This window comes from Glycomyces halotolerans (assembly GCF_054779575.1).
This window is the reverse complement of sequence record NZ_BAAGXZ010000002.1, coordinates 228,902-245,719: the sequence shown is the minus strand read 5'-3', so window position 1 is coordinate 245,719 and position 16,818 is coordinate 228,902. Positions and strand designations below refer to the sequence as shown.

Sequence of the window (16,818 nt, the reverse complement as noted above, 5' to 3'; positions counted from 1 at the left end):
CGCGCAAATTGCGGACAGGTACCGGCCACATCTGGTCGTAGCGTCGATGTCATGACGAAGCGAATCCGTGTCCGAGGCGCTCGGACCAACAACTTGAAGTCCGTGGACGTGGACATCCCGCGCGGCAGCCTGGTCGTGTTCGTCGGCGTGTCGGGCTCGGGCAAGTCGTCGCTCGTGTTCGACACGATCGCCGCCGAGGCCGGCCATCAGCTGAACGAGACGTTCCCGCCGTTCGCTCGCAACCGGCTCCCCAAATGGAAGCGGCCCGAAGCCGACGAGATCGAGGGGCTGTCCCCGGTGGTGCTGATCGATCAGCGCCGGATCGGCGGGAACGCCCGGTCCACGGTCGGCACGATCACCGATACCTGGACCTACCTGCGGCTGCTGTTCTCGCGGATCGGCACACCCCATGTGGGCGAGTCGAACCGATTCTCGTTCAACGACCCCGAAGGCATGTGTCCGACCTGCTCCGGACTCGGCGACATCGTGACGACCGCCGTCGACCGCGTCCTGGACCTGGACCGGTCACTCTCCCAAGGCGCCATCCTGGTGCCGGGCTTCGGCAGCGGCGGCTACTGGTATTCCCGGTACGCCGACATCGGCGGCTTCGAGGCCGACACTCCGCTCCGCGAGTGGACCGAGAGCGAGCGGCGCGCCCTGCTCTACGGTGGCGAGCACGCCGCCCGCCTCGGGACCAGGCCACCGGAGGATTACGAGGGCGTGGTGGAGCGGTTCGAGCGGATCTACCTGCGCACCGCCGACAACCTGTCCGACCGCAAGCGGGAGACCATCGCCCGGTTCACCCGCTCTGAGACCTGCCCCGACTGTCGCGGCGACCGCCTCAACGAGAAGGCTCGCAGCGCCACCGTCCTCGGTCGGACGATCGGGGAAATGGCCCTCATGGAGGCGACCGAGCTGGCCGAATTCGTGTCGCGCCTGAACGACCCGACTGTCGCACCTGTCACGGACGCACTCGTGGACCGGCTTCGGGCCATGATCACGATCGGACTCGGCTACCTGCATCTCGGACGCGCCACCACCAGCCTCTCCGGCGGTGAGTCGCAGCGGATCAAGACCGTCAGACACCTCGGCAGCAGCATGGTCGAGATGCTGTACATCTTCGACGAGCCCACCGTCGGCCTCCACCGGCACGACATCGACGCCATGACCACGCTGCTGCGGAAACTGCGCGACAAGGGCAACACCGTCCTCGTTGTAGAGCACGACCCCGCCGTCATGGCCATCGCCGACCAGATCGTCGAGATCGGCCCCGATGCCGGGGCCGACGGAGGGAGACTGGTCTTCCAAGGCACCTTCGAAGCACTGCGGACGGCGCACACCCTGACGTCGACGGCGCTTGCCGAGCGGGCGCCGCTCACGACCGAACCGAGAGCGCCGTCGGGCACGATCACGGTGAAAGAGGCTTCCCGCAACAATCTTCAGAACCTGACCGTCGACATCCCCACTGGAGTCCTCACCGTCCTCACCGGCGTCGCGGGCTCGGGCAAGTCCAGCCTCGCCGGGGAACTGGTCGACCAGCACGACGCGGTCGTCATCGACCAGAAGCCCGTCGGCACCAACCGCCGATCCACGCCGATCACCTACACCGGCATCGCCGCCGCCATCCGCAGGCTCTTCGCCAGGCGGACCGGGCTGCCCGCCGAACGCTTCAGCGCCAACTCCGACGGCGGTTGCCCCATGTGCAAGGGCCTCGGCGTCATCTATACCGACCTGGCCTTCATGGACGGTCACGAATCCGTCTGCGAGACCTGCGGCGGGAGGCGCTTCACCAGTGAGATGCTCCGCCATCGCGTCAACGGCCTGTCTATCGCCGACGTCGACGACCTCACCGTCGCCGATGCCATGGACCTGTTGCCGGACAAGGCGATCCGCGAGTCACTGCACCACCTGGAGCGGGTCGGGCTCGGCTATCTCCGCCTCGGCCAGCCGCTCACGACGCTCTCGGGCGGGGAATGCCAGCGCGTCAAGATCGCCAAGGCGCTGCGCGAGGCCGCCGAACCGACCCTCTACGTCCTCGACGAGCCCACCACCGGGCTGCACCTGCGCGACATCGACACCCTGGTCCAGGTCCTCGATCAGCTGGTCGATCGCGGGCACACCGTCATGGTCATCGAGCACAACCTCGACGTGATCCGACGAGCGGACTGGATCGTCGACCTCGGCCCGGGGCCGGGCAGGCACGGCGGCCGGGTCCTCTACGAAGGGCCGGTCGCGCAGATGAGCGGCACTGTCACTGCCGAAGCGCTCCTGGCGGGTCCGGAGTCGGAGCATCGGCATGTCGAGAACAGCATGAGCGGCCATCGAAACGATGACCGCTAATGTTCTCAATGTCCGTCTGTGGAGCCAAGGGGAATCGAACCCCTAACCTCCTGCTTGCAAAGCAGGTGCTCTGCCAATTGAGCTATAGCCCCGTACCCCCCTCGGGGGTCCTGCGATCCGTTCGAGTATCCCCGCCGAGCTCATCGCTCCAGCGAGGATACCCGGACCGCAGTGAGTTGGCTAACGCCTCGCCTCAGCGCACGTCCTCGGCGGAGGTGGTGGCCTCGTGCCACAGGGTGCGCTCGTCGTTGATGGACTTGACCTTCTTGGCGACCACCACGGCGACGGTCGCGACGCCGGCGACGATCAACACTTTCTTCCACATGAACCCAGGCCCCCTAATACCAGAGCTAGCCGCGTAGAGCAACGTCCGGTTCGACATTGCACGATGCGACACAGCATAGCGAACCGGCTCCTGTCCGACCGTCCGGCAGGCGTGTCCGACTCGGCAGTCGCCACGTGTACGAGGAGACCGCCGGCAGCACCGGGGTTCCTACGCAGGTTCGGTCGCGGTTCCGGTGCTTTCTTCAGGCGCGCCGCCCGGCCCGTGGGGGTTCGCGGCTCGCTTGCGCGCCCGGTAGGTCGCGGCCTTGACGCGGTTCCCGCACGCGTCCATTCCGCACCAGGTACGGCGTGCGCCGCGGGAGCGGTCGAGATAGAGGCGAGTGCAGCCGGGGCGACCGCACTCTTTGAGTCGGGCTCGGGGGTCGGCGAGCACCGCGATGCCGCTCCTGGCCATCTGGGCGAGCACCGCAGGGAGGTCTCCCGACACGCGCAGGCCCGCGTCACCGAGTTCGATCCTCGGCACCGGCCCGGCGGCCGCGTCGTTGATCACCTCGAGGCCGCGCGGATCGAAGGGCCTGTCGAGCAGCCGATCGAGCGCGAGCCGATAGGTCGCCTCCCGCAGGGCCAACGCGGACGCGAAGCCGGCGGCGTCGACGAAGACGCGGTCGGGGAGTTCGTCGCAGGCGTCGATCCACCGCTCGAGGTCCGCCGGGCCGGTCAAGAGGTCGACCGGTTCGTCCCGCCGGGACTCGACGGTGCCGGTCAGATCGAGCGCCGAGTTGCCGCTCACGAACGCGAATGCCACGTCACCATCTTGACAGGTGACGCTCTCTATGGCAAGATCGTCACCGTTTCAACCAGTGACGAGCGAACGGGCGGGTGCGCACATGGCCGAGATCGGCGACGTCGAGGTGATCGTCTTCGACGTCCTCGGCACCCTGGTCGACGAACCCCGCGGCCTCCGGGAGGCGATCCGCGAAGCGGTACCGGCGGCTGGCGACGCGGCGATCGAGGAGCTGCTCGCCCTGTGGCAACGGCATGTGGAGCTCGAGCAGCGTCGCATCGGGGTGGGGCGGCGCGCCTACGTCAGTACCGAGGTCCTCGACGGCGAGGCCGCCGATCGGGTCGCCGACCGTGCCGGACTGACCGACTCCGCGGCCATCACCAGGCTCGCCACGGCGGCGCAGCGACTGCCGCCATGGGCCGACTCCGCCGGCGCTCTCGAGCGGCTCGCACAACGGTTCACCGTGTTCGGGCTCTCCAACGCCGGCCGTACCGCTTTGCATGGACTGGGCGCGCACGCCGGGCTCCGCTGGCATCGAGCCCTGTCGGGTGAGACCGTCACGGCCTACAAGCCGGCGCCGGAGATCTACCGGTACGCCGTCGACACCGCCGGTCGCCCGCCCGAGCGGATCCTGATGGTGGCCGCCCACGCCTGGGACCTCCGCGGAGCTCGGGCGTGCGGCATGCGGACGGCTTACGTCCGGCGGCCCGCCGGGGATCCGCCGACGAGCACCGACCGCTTCGACCTGCGGTTTGAAGGACTGGATGATTTGGCGGACGCGCTGGGGGCCTAGCCTCGATCCGGCCGCGTTCGGCCCCGAATGAAAGAAACCCAGTCCGGCACCAGGCCTGGACTGGGATTCGTGTGGTGGGGCTAGATGGACTCGAACCATCGACCTCAGAGTTATCAGCTCTGCGCTCTAACCACCTGAGCTATAGCCCCGGGTTTTTCAGGATGCTGCGGGGAGTCTCGACTCTCCTGCGATCGGCGCCGCCTCATCGGCAACGCTGAGAAAGGTTACCCCACCAGGGGAGCGGAGGCGAACCCGGCCCCCTCGCAGCGACGGCCGTCACGGAGACGCGCATCGGCGGCTCCCCTTCGGAACGGCGACGGCCCGGGGGCCCCTTCGAAGGGCTCCCCGGGCCGTCGCCCGCTGGGCCTAGTCGCGTTCGGAGAGGGTCACCTCGATGCCGCCGACGAGGTCGGCGCACACGTTGTAGATGAAGGAGCCGAGCGTCGCCAGCGCCGTGAACAGGACCATGTTCACCACGCCCAGGAGCGCGGCCGCTCCTATGACGCCCTTGGCGGTGATGCGGATGTTCTCGGCGGCGACGCCGCTTTCGCCGTTGGTGCCCATGAGCATGGCGAGCATGTCGTTGACCGTGTCGAACACGCCCATCGCGTCGAGCGCGATGTAGAGGACCGTGGTGGCCACGACCATGACGATGAACAGCACGATGGAGACGGCGAAGGAGAACTTCATGACCGACCACGGGTCGATGCGCTTGAGTCGGAGCCGGGCGCGGCGCGGGCCGCGGGAGGCGGCCTGCGACACGGCGGCCCTGGCCGCTCGGACCGCGTCGGCGACGCGCGTGGAACTGGTGACGTTCGCGGCCGGCGCGGGCGGCGGATCGACTTCGGGGACCTCGTCGGGTGTCACCGGCGGCGGCAGCATTCCCGGCGGGCGTCGGATGGTCAGCGTTTTGTCCTCGTCGGCCGCGGACGAGTCCGAAGACGCCTCGACGGCGTCGTCGCCGTCGTCCGTCTTCGACTGCTCGACCGGATCGGGCGTCTCCTCGACGTCCTCGCGTTCGGTCTCCGCAGCGGTGGCCTTCGCTTCCGTCATCTACTCGTCCTGCCCATCATCGGGTTCTTCGGCGCTCTTGGTGATTGCGAGCAGCGAGACCTCGTCCGGCAGGTCGATCAGTTTGACTCCCATGGTGTTCCGGTCCGTGGTTCGGCGGACCGGCTTCGCCGGTGTCCTGATGACGCCTCCTTCCGAGGTGATCGCGAACAGCTCGTCGTCCGGCGTCACCGACAGCGCACCTACCAGATCGCCGCGTCGTTCCGTGATCTTCGCTGTCAAAACGCCCTTTCCACCGCGGCCCTGCTGCGGGTACGCCTCGACCGGAGTCCTCTTCGCGTATCCGCGGCTGGTCGCCACGAGGATGTCCATATTATCGCGCAGCACGATCATGGTGAGCAATTCGTCATCACCAACGAATCGCATCCCTATAACACCGCTGGTGGCGCGGCCCATGGGTCGCAGGGATTCGTCGGAGGCGATGAAGCGGATCGACTGCGCCTTGCGCGAGACGAGCAGCAGGTCGTCGCTGGAGTCGATGAGCGCCGCGCCGACCAGTTCGTCGCCGTCGCGCAGGTTGATGCCGACGATGCCGCCGGTGCGCGGGGAGTCGAAGTCGGAGAGGCGGCTCTTCTTGACCAGGCCGTCCCGCGTGGCGAGCACGAGGTACGGGGTCTGCTCGTAGGACTGGAGCTGGATGACCTGGGCGATGGTCTCGTCGGGCTGGAAGGCCAGGACGTTCGCCACGTGCTGGCCGCGCGCGGTGCGGCTGGCCTCGGGCAGCTCGTACGCCTTGGCCCGGTAGACGCGGCCCTTGTTGGTGAAGAACAGGATCCAGTCGTGCGTGGTGCACACGAAGAAGTGGCTGACGATGTCGTCCTGCTTGAGCTGCGCGCCCTGGACGCCCTTGCCGCCGCGCTTCTGCGAGCGGAAGGAGTCGGTCTTGGTGCGCTTGACGTAGCCACCGTGTGTGATGGTCACCACAATGTCTTCGCGGGCGATGAGGTCTTCCATCGACACCTCGCCGGCGTCGGGGAGGATCTGCGTGCGCCGCTCGTCGCCCCAGCGCTGCACCACCGCGGACAGCTCGTCCCTGACGATCGAGCGCTGCCGCTCGGGCCGGGCCAGGATGTCGTTGAAGTCGGCGATCTTCGTCTCGATCTCACCGAGTTCGTCGACGATGCGCTGCCGCTCCAGGGCGGCCAGGCGCCGCAGCTGCATGTCGAGGATCGCCGTCGCCTGGATCTCGTCGACGTCGAGCAGGTCCATCAGGCCCGCCTTCGACTCCTCGGCCGACGGCGAGCGGCGGATGAGCGCGATCGTCTCGTCGAGCAGGTCGAGCGCCTTGGCCAGACCGCGCAGGATGTGGGCCCGCTCCTCGGCCTTGCGCAGCCGGTACTGGGTGCGGCGGACGATGACGTCGATCTGGTGGGCCACGTAGTAGCGCACCATCTGCGCCAGGTTCAGCGTGCGCGGCACCCCGTCGACCAGGGCCAGCATGTTCGCGCCGAAGGTCTCCTGCAGCTGCGTGTGCTTGTACAGGTTGTTGAGCACGACCTTCGGGACCGCGTCGCGCTTGAGGATGATGACCAGTCGCATGCCGGTGCGGCCCGAGGACTCGTCGCGGATGTCGGCGATGCCGACGAGCTTGCCGTCCTTGACCAGCTCCGCGATCCTCTCGGCCAGGTTGTCGGGGTTGACCTGGTACGGCATCTCGGTGACGACCAGGCAGGCGCGCCCCTTGTTGTCCTCCTCGACCTCGACGACGGCGCGCATCTTGATCGAACCGCGCCCGGTCCGGTAGGCGTCCTCGATGGCCGCGCGGCCCAGGATCGTGGCGCCGGTCGGGAAGTCCGGGCCGGTGACGATGCCGAGCAGCGCCTCCAGAGCCTCCTCCTCGGTCGACTCCGGGTGGTCCAGGCACCAGTTGACGGCCTCGGCGACCTCGCGCAGGTTGTGCGGCGGGATCTTGGTGGCCATGCCGACCGCGATGCCCTCGGAGCCGTTGATGAGGAGGTTCGGGATGCGGGAGGGCAGGATCGTCGGCTCGGTGGTCTTGCCGTCGTAGTTCGGCTCGAAGTCCACCGACTCCTCGTCGATGTCGCGCAGCATCTCCATCGCGAGCGGATCGAGCCGGCACTCGGTGTACCGCATCGCGGCGGCCGGGTCGTTGCCCGGGGAGCCGAAGTTGCCCTGGCCGTCGATGAGCGGGTACCGCAGGCTCCAGTGCTGGGCCATGCGGACCAGCGAGTCGTAGATCGCCGAGTCGCCGTGGGGGTGGTACTGGCCCATGACGTCGCCGATGACGCGGGAGCACTTGACGTAGCCCCGGTCGGCCCGGTACCCGCCGTCGTACATCCCGTAGAGGATCTTGCGGTGGACGGGCTTGAGGCCGTCGCGCACGTCCGGCAGCGCCCGGCCCACGATGACGCTCATGGCGTAGTCGAGGTAGGAGCGCTGCATCTCCACCTCGATGCCGACCGGGTCGATGCGGCCGTGGCTCTCCAGTTGCTCCAGGTCTTGGTTGTTCTCAGGCACCAGTGCTTCCTCGCTCTGTAAGACGGATCGTGTGCGGGCTCCGCCCGCTGATGTCGGGCCCCACGGCTAGATGTCCAAGAAGCGGACGTCCTTGGCGTTCTCCTGGATGAAGCGGCGGCGACTCTCCACGTCCTCACCCATCAGGACGCTGAACAGCTCGTCCGCGGTTGCCGCGTCGTCGAGCTGAACCTGCAGCAGGTTGCGGCGGACGGGGTCCATCGTCGTCTCCCACAGCTCGGTGTAGTTCATCTCGCCCAGACCCTTGTAGCGCTGCACGCCGTCGGACCGGCGCGGATCGGGCTTGCCCTGGGCGACGCCCTCTTCGATGATCCGGTTGCGTTCGGCGTCGGAGTAGGCGTAGGAGACCAGGTCGCCCTTCTTGTTCCACTTGATCTTGTACAGCGGCGGCTGGCTCATGTAGACGTGGCCGAGCTCGATGAGCGGGCGCATGAAGCGGAACAGGAGCGTCAGCAGCAGCGTGTTGATGTGGTGGCCGTCGACGTCGGCGTCGGACATCAGGATGATCTTGTGGTACCTGAGCCGCTCGATGTCGAACTCCTCGTGGATGCCGGTGCCCAGCGCGGTGATCATGCCCTGGACCTCGTTGTTCTTGAGGATCTTGTCGAGGCGGGCCTTCTCCACGTTGAGGATCTTGCCGCGGATGGGCATGATCGCCTGGGTGCGCGGGTTGCGTCCCTGCTTGGCCGAGCCGCCGGCCGAGTCGCCCTCGACGACGAACATCTCGCACTCTTCGGGGTTGGTCGACTGGCAGTCGGCCAGTTTGCCGGGCATCGAGGAGGTCTCCAGCAGGCTCTTGCGCCGCGCGAGCTTGCGGGCCTGCGCGGCGGCCTTGCGAGCCTGGGCCGCGCTGGAGGCCTTCTGGACGATCTGCTTGGCCTCCTTGGGGTGGCGGTCGAGCCAGTCGGGAAGCCACTCGTTGCAGATCCGCTGCACGAAGCCGCGGATCTCGGTGTTGCCGAGTTTGGTCTTGGTCTGGCCCTCGAACTGCGGCTCGCGGAGCTTGACCGAGATGATCGCGGCCAGTCCTTCGCGGATGTCGTCGCCGGAGAGCCGGTCCTTCTCGCTCTTGAGGATCTTCTTCTCCAGGCCGTACTTGTTGACCGCGTTCGTCAGCGCCGCCCGGAAGCCCTCCTCGTGGGTGCCGCCCTCGTGGGTGTTGATCGTGTTGGCGAAGGTGTAGACCGATTCGCCGTACGACTCGTTCCACTGCATGGCCACTTCGAGGGACTGCTGGTCCTCCTCGGCGGAGAAGGACACGACGGTCGGGTGGATCGCGTTCTTCGAGACGTTCAGGTGCCGCACGAAGTCGGCGATGCCCTCGTCGTACTTGAAGCGGACCTCCTTGATCCGGCCCTCTTCGTCGGTGTGGTCGGGGCGCTCGTCGCGGAAGGTGATCGCCAGGCCCTTGTTGAGGAAGGCCATCTCCTGGAGGCGACGGTAGATCGTCTTGTAGTCGAACTCGAGGGTCTCGAAGATGTCGCCGTCGGGCCAGAAGCAGACGATGGTCCCGGTCGCGTCGGTCGGCTCTCCCTTCTCCAGCGGCCCCGGCTGCGCGTTCTTGTACTCCTGGCGCCACACGTGGCCGTCGCGGCGGATCTCGACCGAGAGACGAGTGGAGAGGGCGTTGACCACCGAGACGCCGACGCCGTGGAGACCGCCGGAGACGGCGTAGGTCTGGGAGTCGAACTTGCCGCCGGCGTGGAGGACGGTCAGCGCGACCTCGACGCCCGGCTTCTTGAGCTTCGGGTGAAGGTCGACCGGGAAGCCGCGGCCGTTGTCGGTGACGCGGATCCCGCCGTCGGAGAGGAGGGTGACGTCGATGTCGGTGCAGTACCCGGCGAGCGCTTCATCGACGGAGTTGTCGACGACCTCTTGCAGGAGGTGGTGCAGGCCCCGCTCACCGGTCGAGCCGATGTACATGCCCGGGCGCTTCCTGACCGCCTCGAGGCCTTCGAGGACTGTCAGCGAACTGGCGCTGTACTCGTCCTTCTTCTTCGCCGCCACCGGCAACTCCTTCTGTCGTCGTTCACGGTCGGTGAGAAAGGTAGTCCACGGGTGTGACACTTTCAGCCGTATGGCCGTTCTATGACCCTGTGCGTGCGTTCCGGCCCGTTCTCACCAAGGGGGCGGCCCGCGCGCACTGTCCGCACCGACCGCCCGCATCGAGGCCCGCACAGCTCGTGAACGGGCCTGGCATCACCCGTCAAGTCTACTGCGCCCGGGCCCCGAAACCGCCTCCTCTGCGGCGTGATGTCGTCACAGTCGCATCGAGAGGCGAGGACATGAACCCCCCTACGGACCTAGGGGCGTCCGGCTTCAGAACGTGTCACGGGAGCCATTAAACCGTACTCGCCTGGGTCCATAGGAACGAGTCGGCTGTTTGGGCCCTACGATCTTCAAGCGCTTGACCACGCCCGGACCGAGCGCGGCGGTGATCTTGCCGTAGATCTGCCGCGAGAGCAGGCGCAGCTGCGTGGCCCAGGCGGTCGATTCGGCCACCACCAGCAGCTCCCCGTCGACCAGCTGCTCGGGACGGCAGTGGGCGGCGATGTCGGGACCGACGATCTCGCTCCAGCGGCCGAACACCGAGGCGTTCGACACCTTCCCGGTCCAGCCACGCTTGCGGACGACCTGCCCGAGGAGCGCGCCGATCGACTCGGGGTCGCGCTTGTCCGGTCCCGGCCCCGACCACTCCTTGCGAAACCGGGGGTTGTCGGAGCGGCCCCTGCGGGGCCTGGGCCTTGAGTCAAAGGACACGTCGGATCTCCCCTTCCCACACGTCGAAGCGCGCGCCGGTGAGGCGTTCGGGAACGTCGTCGGCGACCGCGCAGGTGATGACGGTCTGCTCGGCGGCCTCGGCGTACTCGGCCAGGCGTTCGCGGCGGGTGGTGTCGAGTTCGGCGAACACGTCGTCGAGGATCAGGATGGGCGCCGCGCCGTCGCCCCGCAGGAGCTCGAACGCGCCCAGGCGCATCGCCAGCGCCACCGACCAGGTCTCGCCGTGCGAGGCGTAGCCCTTGACCGGCAGGGACCCGAGGGTCAACTCGATGTCGTCGCGGTGCGGGCCGACGAGGGTGGTGCCCCGCTCGACCTCCTTGGCCCGGGCCCCGGCCAGCGCGGCCGAGAGCCGCGCGGTGAGGACCTCCCGGTCGGCGGTGAGGTCGTCGCCGAGCTCGGAGGTGTATTCGAGTGTGACTTCGGAGCGGCCGTCGGCGATGCGGGTATGGGCCTTGGCGACCGGTTCGACGAGGTCGGCCAGCAGCGCGAGCCGTCCGGCCAGGAGTTCGGCGCCGTGTTCGGACAGGTGCGCGTCCCAGGCGTCGAGGGTCGCCAGTTCGGCCGAGCCGGGTCCGCGGCCTCCGGTCTTCTTGGCGAGGTAGGCGGTGCGCAGGAGGGTGTTGCGCTGTTTGAGGACGCGCTCGTAGTCGGCGCGGACGCCGGCGAATCGCGGGTAGCGGGAGCACAGCAGCTCGTCGAGGTACCGCCGCCGCACCGACGGTTCGCCGCGCACGAGCGCGAGGTCCTCGGGGGCGAAGGCGACGGCCTTGAGGGCGCCGATGAGGTCGCGCGGCCGGGTCAGCGGGCTCTTGTTGAGCCGCGCCCGGTTGGATCTGCCGGGCACGATCGCCAGTTCGGCGACCAGTCGGCGGGAGTCGGCGACGATCTCGGCGCGGATGACGGCCTGCTCGGCGCCGGAGCGCACCAGCGGGGCGTCGCTGGAGACGCGGTGCGAGCGGAGGTTGGCGAGGTAGATCAGGGCCTCGACGAGGTTGGTCTTGCCGTGGCCGTTGGGGCCCACCAGGATCGATGGGCCCTCGTCGAGCGCGATCTGGGCGTGCGCGTAGGACCTGAAGTCGTTGAGTTGCAGCTGTCGTACACGCACGCCCCTATTGTGCCGCCTCGCCGCCTCGCACGGTCGCGGTGGCCTCGACTCGGTCGGGCTCCGCACGTTCGCGGGTCGCTATTCGGGCCGGACGGCGTGGCCGCCGAACTGGTTGCGGAGGGCCGCGACGGCCTTCATGGCCGGGGAGTCGTCCTGCCGGGAGGCGTAGCGGGCGAACAGGGAGTCGGCGATGGCCGGGAGCGGCACCCGGAGGCGGATGGCCTCTTCGACCGTCCAGCGTCCTTCGCCGGAGTCCTCGACCCAGCCGCGGATGTCGGCGAGCTCGGGGTCCTCGTCGAGGGCGCGGTCGAGCAGGTCGAGCAGCCAGGAGCGGATGACGGTGCCCGAGCGCCAGGATTTGATCACGGCTGGCACGTCGTCGACGTGTTCGGAGGCCTCGAGCAGTTCGTAGCCCTCGGCGTAGGCCTCCATCATCGCGTACTCGATGCCGTTGTGGACCATCTTGGCGTAGTGGCCGGCGCCGACGCCGCCGGCGTGGACGAGGCCGTACTCGCCTTCGGGTTTGAGCGCTTCGAAGATCGGCGTCAGGTGCTGGACGTCGGCTTTGGATCCGCCGACCATGAGGGCGTAGCCCTCGGTGAAGCCCCAGACGCCGCCGGAGACGCCGACGTCGACGTAGCCGATGCCGTGCTCGGAGAGGAGCCGGGCGTGCTCGGCGTCGTCGGTGAACCGGGAGTTGCCGCCGTCGACGACGACGTCGCCGCTGGTGAGCAGTCCGGCGAGTTCGGCGATGGTGGAGCGGGTGGGCTCGCCGGCGGGGACCATGACCCAGATCGCACGGGGCGCGTCGAGCGCCTCGACGAGTTCGGCCGGCGAGCCGACGTCGGTTTTGCCGGGGTCGCGGTCGTAGCCGACGACCTGGTGCCCGACTTCTTCGAGCCGCGACTTCATGTTGCCGCCCATCCTGCCGAGCCCGATCATGCCCAGTTGCACGTCGTGCCCCCTTCCACATGCTCAGCGTCGTCAGAGCGCCACATTGGAGCGCGTCGTCCTCGGCGGAGCCCGCGGCTCCGCTTCGGTGCTGTGCCCCTTAGGCGTCCCAACGCAATGGTTGCAGCATGTAGAGGTAACCGTCGTAGTTTGTGTCAGATTCCTCATCTTCGGGCGCGGGCTCCCCGGTCATCACGACCGGCTTGCCGAGTTCGTTCATCTTGAACGCCGTGTAGGGCGCGTCGACGACCGAGAGCCCGTCGAGCAGGTAGGCGGGGTTGAAGGCGATCTTGCCGGACTCGCCGGTGAAGGTGCAGTCCATCGCCTCGCTGGCCTTGGCGTCCTCGGCGCCGCCGGCTTCGACGATGAGGCCGTCCTCGTCGAACGAGAGCCGGATCGGGGAGTTGCGGTCGCCGACGAGTGCGACGCGGCGGGCGACCTCGATCAGGTCGGAGGTCTTGACCCGCAGCGTGGTGGTGTACGAGGTCGCCAGGAGGCTGCGCAGAGGCGGCAGTTGGCCGTCGAGGACGCGGGAGGTGGTGTGGCGGCCTCCGGCGGTGAAGCCGACCATGCCGGGCGCGCCGTCGGTTCCCGTCGGGACCGCGATGGTGACCGGTCCCGACATGGAACCGAAGGTGCGGGCGGTGTCGGCGAGGGCCTTGGCCGGGACCAGGACGGTGACGTCGAGGTCGGTTCGGCCCGGCTCCCAGGCGGAGTCGCGGATCGCCATGCGGTAGCGGTCGGTGGCGAGGAAGCCGATGCCGCCGCCGGTCATCTCGATCTGGACGCCGGTCATGGTCGGGAGGGTCTCGTCCTTGCCCGCGGCGATGGCGGTCTGCGAGACGGCCCGGGCGAACTGCTCGGCGTCGATGGTGCCGATGGCCTCGGGCATCTGCGGCAGGCTCGGGTAGTCCTCCAGCGGCATGGTCGGCAGCGTGAATCGCGCCGAGCCGCAGGTGAGTTCGGCGTGGGGGCCGTCGACGGTGAAGTCGACCGGCTTGTGCGGCAAGGCTTTGACGATCTCGGCGAGGAGCTTGCCCGAGACCAGGGCGGTGCCGGGGGACTCTCCGGTGACCTCGACGCTGACGCGGGTGGAGATCTCGTAGTCGAAACCGGAGATGGTCAGCTTGCCATCGTCGACCGACAGACGGGCGCCGGCGAGCACGGGGACGGACGGCCGGGCCGGGAGGCTCTTGGCGGTCCAGGAGACCGCGTCGGCGAAGGTGTCTCGATCAACTTGGAACTTCATGGCGATCTCGCTCCTCATCTGGCTGATGCCTGGTTGTTCACAGCGCTATTACTAATGAACTCTCTATAGATATAACTGTCGTCGTAGTCGTCGGTGCTGTGGATACTGTGGAAAACCCGGCTTTTCCCTGCTAGACATCGATATGGGCCTGTGGACGAGCTGTGGAGAACCTGTGGACGAATCGGCAGTTTATCCACAGGTTCGGAGAACCGGGGAGTTTTCCACATCTCGTCCACAGCCGTTTCCACAGCTTTTCCACAGGTTCTCCACAGGGTTGTACACAGGGAAAACGCGAGCTCATTTTGCATTACGCGGCGCTTTCCACATGTCGTCCACAGCTTGTCCACAGAAAATCGAGTTTTTCCACAGCTTTTCCACAACTTTGTCCACAGGGGCGTTCATTCGTCGGTGTGTTTCAAACGATTGGTCAATTCGGCGATCTGGTTGTAGAGGGCCCTGCGCTCGGCCATCTGCTTGCGGATCTTCTTATTGGCGTGCATCACCGTGGTGTGGTCCCGGCCGCCGAATGCCTGCCCGATCCGCGGCAGCGACAGGTCGGTCAGCTCCCGGCACAGGTACATCGCGACCTGCCGGGCGTTGACGAGCACCCGCGAGCGCGAGTTGCCCTTGAGGTCGGCCGCCTGGACGCCGAAGTAGTCCGCGGTGGCCTGCATGATCTGGTCGACGGTGACCTCCGGGGTCTGGCCGCCCTCGGGGATGAAATCGTGCAGGACCTCCTCGGCCAGCCCGAGGTCGACCGGCTTGCGGTTGAGGCTCGCGTAGGCGGTCACCCGGATCAGCGCGCCCTCGAGCTCGCGGATCGAGTGGTGGATCTGCGAGGCGATGAACTCCACCGCGTCGGTGGGCACGTTGAGCCCGTCCTGAACGGCCTTCTTGCGGAGGATCGCGATGCGCGTCTCGAGGTCCGGCGGCTGGATGTCGGCCAGCAGTCCCCACTCGAAGCGGGTGCGCAGCCGGTCCTCGAGGGTCTGGAGCTGCTTGGGCGAGCGGTCCGAGGAGATCACCAGCTGCTTGTTGGCGTTGTGCAGCGCGTTGAAGGTGTGGAAGAACTCCTCCTGCGTGCGTTCGCGGTCCATCAGGAACTGGATGTCGTCGATGAGCAGGATGTCGACGTCCCGGTACCGGCGTTGGAAGGCCTGCTGGCGACGGTCCGACAGCGAGTTGATGAAGTCGTTGGTGAACTCCTCGGTGGTCACGTAGCGCACCGAGGAGGCGGTGCCCAAGTCGTGCGCGTAGTGGCCGACCGCGTGGAGCAGGTGGGTCTTGCCCAGCCCGGAGCCGCCGTAGATGAACAGCGGGTTGTAGGCCTTCGCGGGCGCCTCGGCCACGGCGAAGGCGGCCGCGTGCGCGAACCGGTTGGAGGAGCCGATCACGAAGGTGTCGAAGTTGTAGCGCGGATTGAGCCGGCCGATGCCGTCCACCGGATCGGCCGACGGGGCGGCCTTCGAGGTCTTCGATACGCCGCCGCGGCGCTCGGGGTCGGGATCGGCGTTGGGCGGCGGGGCCACCGGCGGTCCGGCGGTGTTCGACTCGGCCGCCCGGGCCTGCGCGTGAGCCTCGGTCTCCTCGTGGTGCGGCTGCTGCTGCGGAATGGACGGCGTCTCGTTCCCGGAGGTCTCCTCGGCGCGAGGGCGCGGGGCCGTTTCGCGGCGCTCGGTCGGCGACTCGGCGTCGGCCGGTGCTTCCGCGGGGCGCCGCCGCTGCTGCGGCGTGTGCTCCCCGGCGCGGAAGGCGTCGGTGTCGAACAGGCTCGGCGGGCCGGGCCCGTCGCCCTCGTCTCCGTGGCCCGGCTGGGCGACCGGGTCGGTCTTCGGCATGTGGAAGATGAGCGTGTCGTCGGACGGCTGCGGGCGGGTCGGCTCCGGCTCGGGCTCGGACGGCGCGTCCCCGCTGTTGTCCTGCATCGTGACGGCGATCTGCGTCGGCTGGCCGAGTCGGCGGGAGAGCGACTCGCTGATGGGGTCGCGGAGCTTGGACTCGTAGGCGGCCCGTGCGAACTTGTTCGGCGCGGCGATGATGAACGTGCCGTTCACCGCCACCACCGGCAACGTCAGCCGCATCCACGCCTGCTGCTGGCGGGTCAGCACCGACGCCTCCGTCAGCTCGGCCGTCACCGCCGACCAGACTGCCGACAGATCTTGGTCGGTCACCTTCGCGATCCCTCACTCTGCTCGTCGTCGTCCCCGCATGCGTCGACGCGACGTGCGATAGACTTCTGAACTCAATCGGCCCGAACCCGGTGTCCACGAGGCCGTCGATCCACACTTCGTTCACGCGGTCACCCGCAGTGCGTCTTAGCAGTTTTCCACAGGTTATCCACAGGCACGCACCTGGCCTGTGCATGTCGGCCGCGTGTGACGAACCCGCTTCGAACATGGCTTTGAGCTGCTGTTTTGCATGCTCTGACGAGTGATCGCATTGCGGGAGCGCCGATCGCGTCCACCGATCGGGGGAAGTTATCCACAGGCTGGTGATCGAGCTGTTCACGGCTGTGGAAAGTGCCTGTGCACAGGCCCGGTCACCTCGAGGCCATCCGCCGGAGCGACCCGCCCGGCCGCGAGTAACATGATCGAGTTGCCCTCCTGAGCAGAGGGGCGTGCCACACCCGCTGTCCGCGACCGCGGCGTCACGTGAAAGCCCTGCTAGGCTGAACGTTGCGTCCCGGATGCCGCGAATCGCGTGGCCCGCGTCCAGCGCGGTGGCGACGCAATCGCAATCAGAGACGTATTGGGAGTGTTCCGACGTGAGCAAGCGCACCTACCAGCCGAACAACCGCCGGCGCAAGCGCACCCACGGCTTCCGGCTGCGCATGCGCACCCGTGCCGGGCGCGCCATCATCAACGCCCGCCGCCGCAAGGGCCGCAAGAGCCTGACGGTCTGAGCGGTCGAGCGCTCGCCGAGCGCTCGACGCTCGGCAGGTCCACGGCTAGCTTCGCCGAAAG

The 16,818-nt window shown here is 67.9% G+C and carries 12 protein-coding genes, 2 tRNA genes and 1 pseudogene; 3 read left to right on the top strand and 12 right to left on the bottom strand.

Annotation, left to right across the window (positions count from 1 at the left end; translation table 11 throughout):
* The first annotated feature begins 51 nt into the window (after window positions 1-51).
* A complete protein-coding gene (locus ACYVL2_RS03065; RefSeq protein WP_460540056.1) occupies window positions 52-2,340 on the top strand; it encodes an ATP-binding cassette domain-containing protein in 2,289 nt (762 codons plus the stop codon).
* A 19-nt stretch (window positions 2,341-2,359) separates the two neighbouring features.
* Here the strand turns inward: ACYVL2_RS03065 and ACYVL2_RS03060 are convergent.
* From ACYVL2_RS03060 to ACYVL2_RS03050, 3 genes are all read right to left on the bottom strand, one after another.
* Window positions 2,360-2,432: transfer RNA gene (locus tag ACYVL2_RS03060), tRNA-Ala, on the bottom strand.
* Window positions 2,433-2,533: 101 nt separating this feature from the next.
* Window positions 2,534-2,665: a DLW-39 family protein gene (locus ACYVL2_RS03055; RefSeq protein WP_460540054.1), complete on the bottom strand. Its 132-nt coding sequence runs from the start codon at window positions 2,663-2,665 to the stop codon at window positions 2,534-2,536.
* Window positions 2,666-2,833: 168 nt separating this feature from the next.
* On the bottom strand, window positions 2,834-3,430 hold the full coding sequence (locus tag ACYVL2_RS03050) for a CGNR zinc finger domain-containing protein (protein ID WP_460540052.1): 597 nt from the start codon (window positions 3,428-3,430) through the stop codon (window positions 2,834-2,836).
* A gap of 82 nt (window positions 3,431-3,512) precedes the next feature.
* Here ACYVL2_RS03050 and ACYVL2_RS03045 point away from each other — a divergent pair, with 82 nt between their 5' ends.
* Entirely contained in the window at window positions 3,513-4,202 is a 690-nt protein-coding gene (locus ACYVL2_RS03045) for an HAD family hydrolase (protein WP_460540209.1), read from the top strand.
* Between the two features lie 72 nt (window positions 4,203-4,274).
* On the opposite strand, the gene ACYVL2_RS03040 is transcribed toward ACYVL2_RS03045, so the two are convergent.
* From ACYVL2_RS03040 to dnaA, 9 genes and pseudogenes are all read right to left on the bottom strand, one after another.
* Window positions 4,275-4,351 (bottom strand) — tRNA-Ile (locus ACYVL2_RS03040).
* Between the two features lie 217 nt (window positions 4,352-4,568).
* Window positions 4,569-5,039, bottom strand: a pseudogene (locus tag ACYVL2_RS03035) (DUF3566 domain-containing protein); the annotation flags it as partial.
* A 216-nt stretch (window positions 5,040-5,255) separates the two neighbouring features.
* Window positions 5,256-7,676, bottom strand: a complete 2,421-nt coding sequence (gene gyrA, locus ACYVL2_RS03030) for a DNA gyrase subunit A (RefSeq protein WP_460540207.1) — start codon at window positions 7,674-7,676, stop codon at window positions 5,256-5,258.
* A 141-nt stretch (window positions 7,677-7,817) separates the two neighbouring features.
* Window positions 7,818-9,776, bottom strand: coding sequence for a DNA topoisomerase subunit B (gene gyrB, locus ACYVL2_RS03025; protein ID WP_460540050.1), 1,959 nt, complete (start codon window positions 9,774-9,776; stop codon window positions 7,818-7,820).
* Window positions 9,777-10,088: 312 nt separating this feature from the next.
* Entirely contained in the window at window positions 10,089-10,529 is a 441-nt protein-coding gene (locus tag ACYVL2_RS03020; protein WP_460540048.1) for a DciA family protein, read from the bottom strand.
* On the bottom strand, window positions 10,519-11,655 hold the full coding sequence (gene recF, locus ACYVL2_RS03015; protein ID WP_460540046.1) for a DNA replication/repair protein RecF: 1,137 nt from the start codon (window positions 11,653-11,655) through the stop codon (window positions 10,519-10,521). The genes ACYVL2_RS03020 and recF overlap by 11 nt, the downstream gene beginning before the upstream one ends.
* 78 nt (window positions 11,656-11,733) lie before the next feature.
* Entirely contained in the window at window positions 11,734-12,609 is an 876-nt protein-coding gene (gene gnd, locus ACYVL2_RS03010; RefSeq protein WP_460540044.1) for an NADP(+)-dependent, decarboxylating phosphogluconate dehydrogenase, read from the bottom strand.
* Window positions 12,610-12,706: 97 nt separating this feature from the next.
* Window positions 12,707-13,855: a DNA polymerase III subunit beta gene (dnaN, locus tag ACYVL2_RS03005; RefSeq protein WP_460540042.1), complete on the bottom strand. Its 1,149-nt coding sequence runs from the start codon at window positions 13,853-13,855 to the stop codon at window positions 12,707-12,709.
* A gap of 398 nt (window positions 13,856-14,253) precedes the next feature.
* On the bottom strand, window positions 14,254-16,026 hold the full coding sequence (gene dnaA / locus ACYVL2_RS03000) for a chromosomal replication initiator protein DnaA (RefSeq protein ID WP_460540041.1): 1,773 nt from the start codon (window positions 16,024-16,026) through the stop codon (window positions 14,254-14,256).
* A gap of 593 nt (window positions 16,027-16,619) precedes the next feature.
* Here dnaA and rpmH point away from each other — a divergent pair.
* Entirely contained in the window at window positions 16,620-16,757 is a 138-nt protein-coding gene (rpmH, locus tag ACYVL2_RS02995; RefSeq protein WP_100445192.1) for a 50S ribosomal protein L34, read from the top strand.
* Window positions 16,758-16,818: the final 61 nt, after the last annotated feature.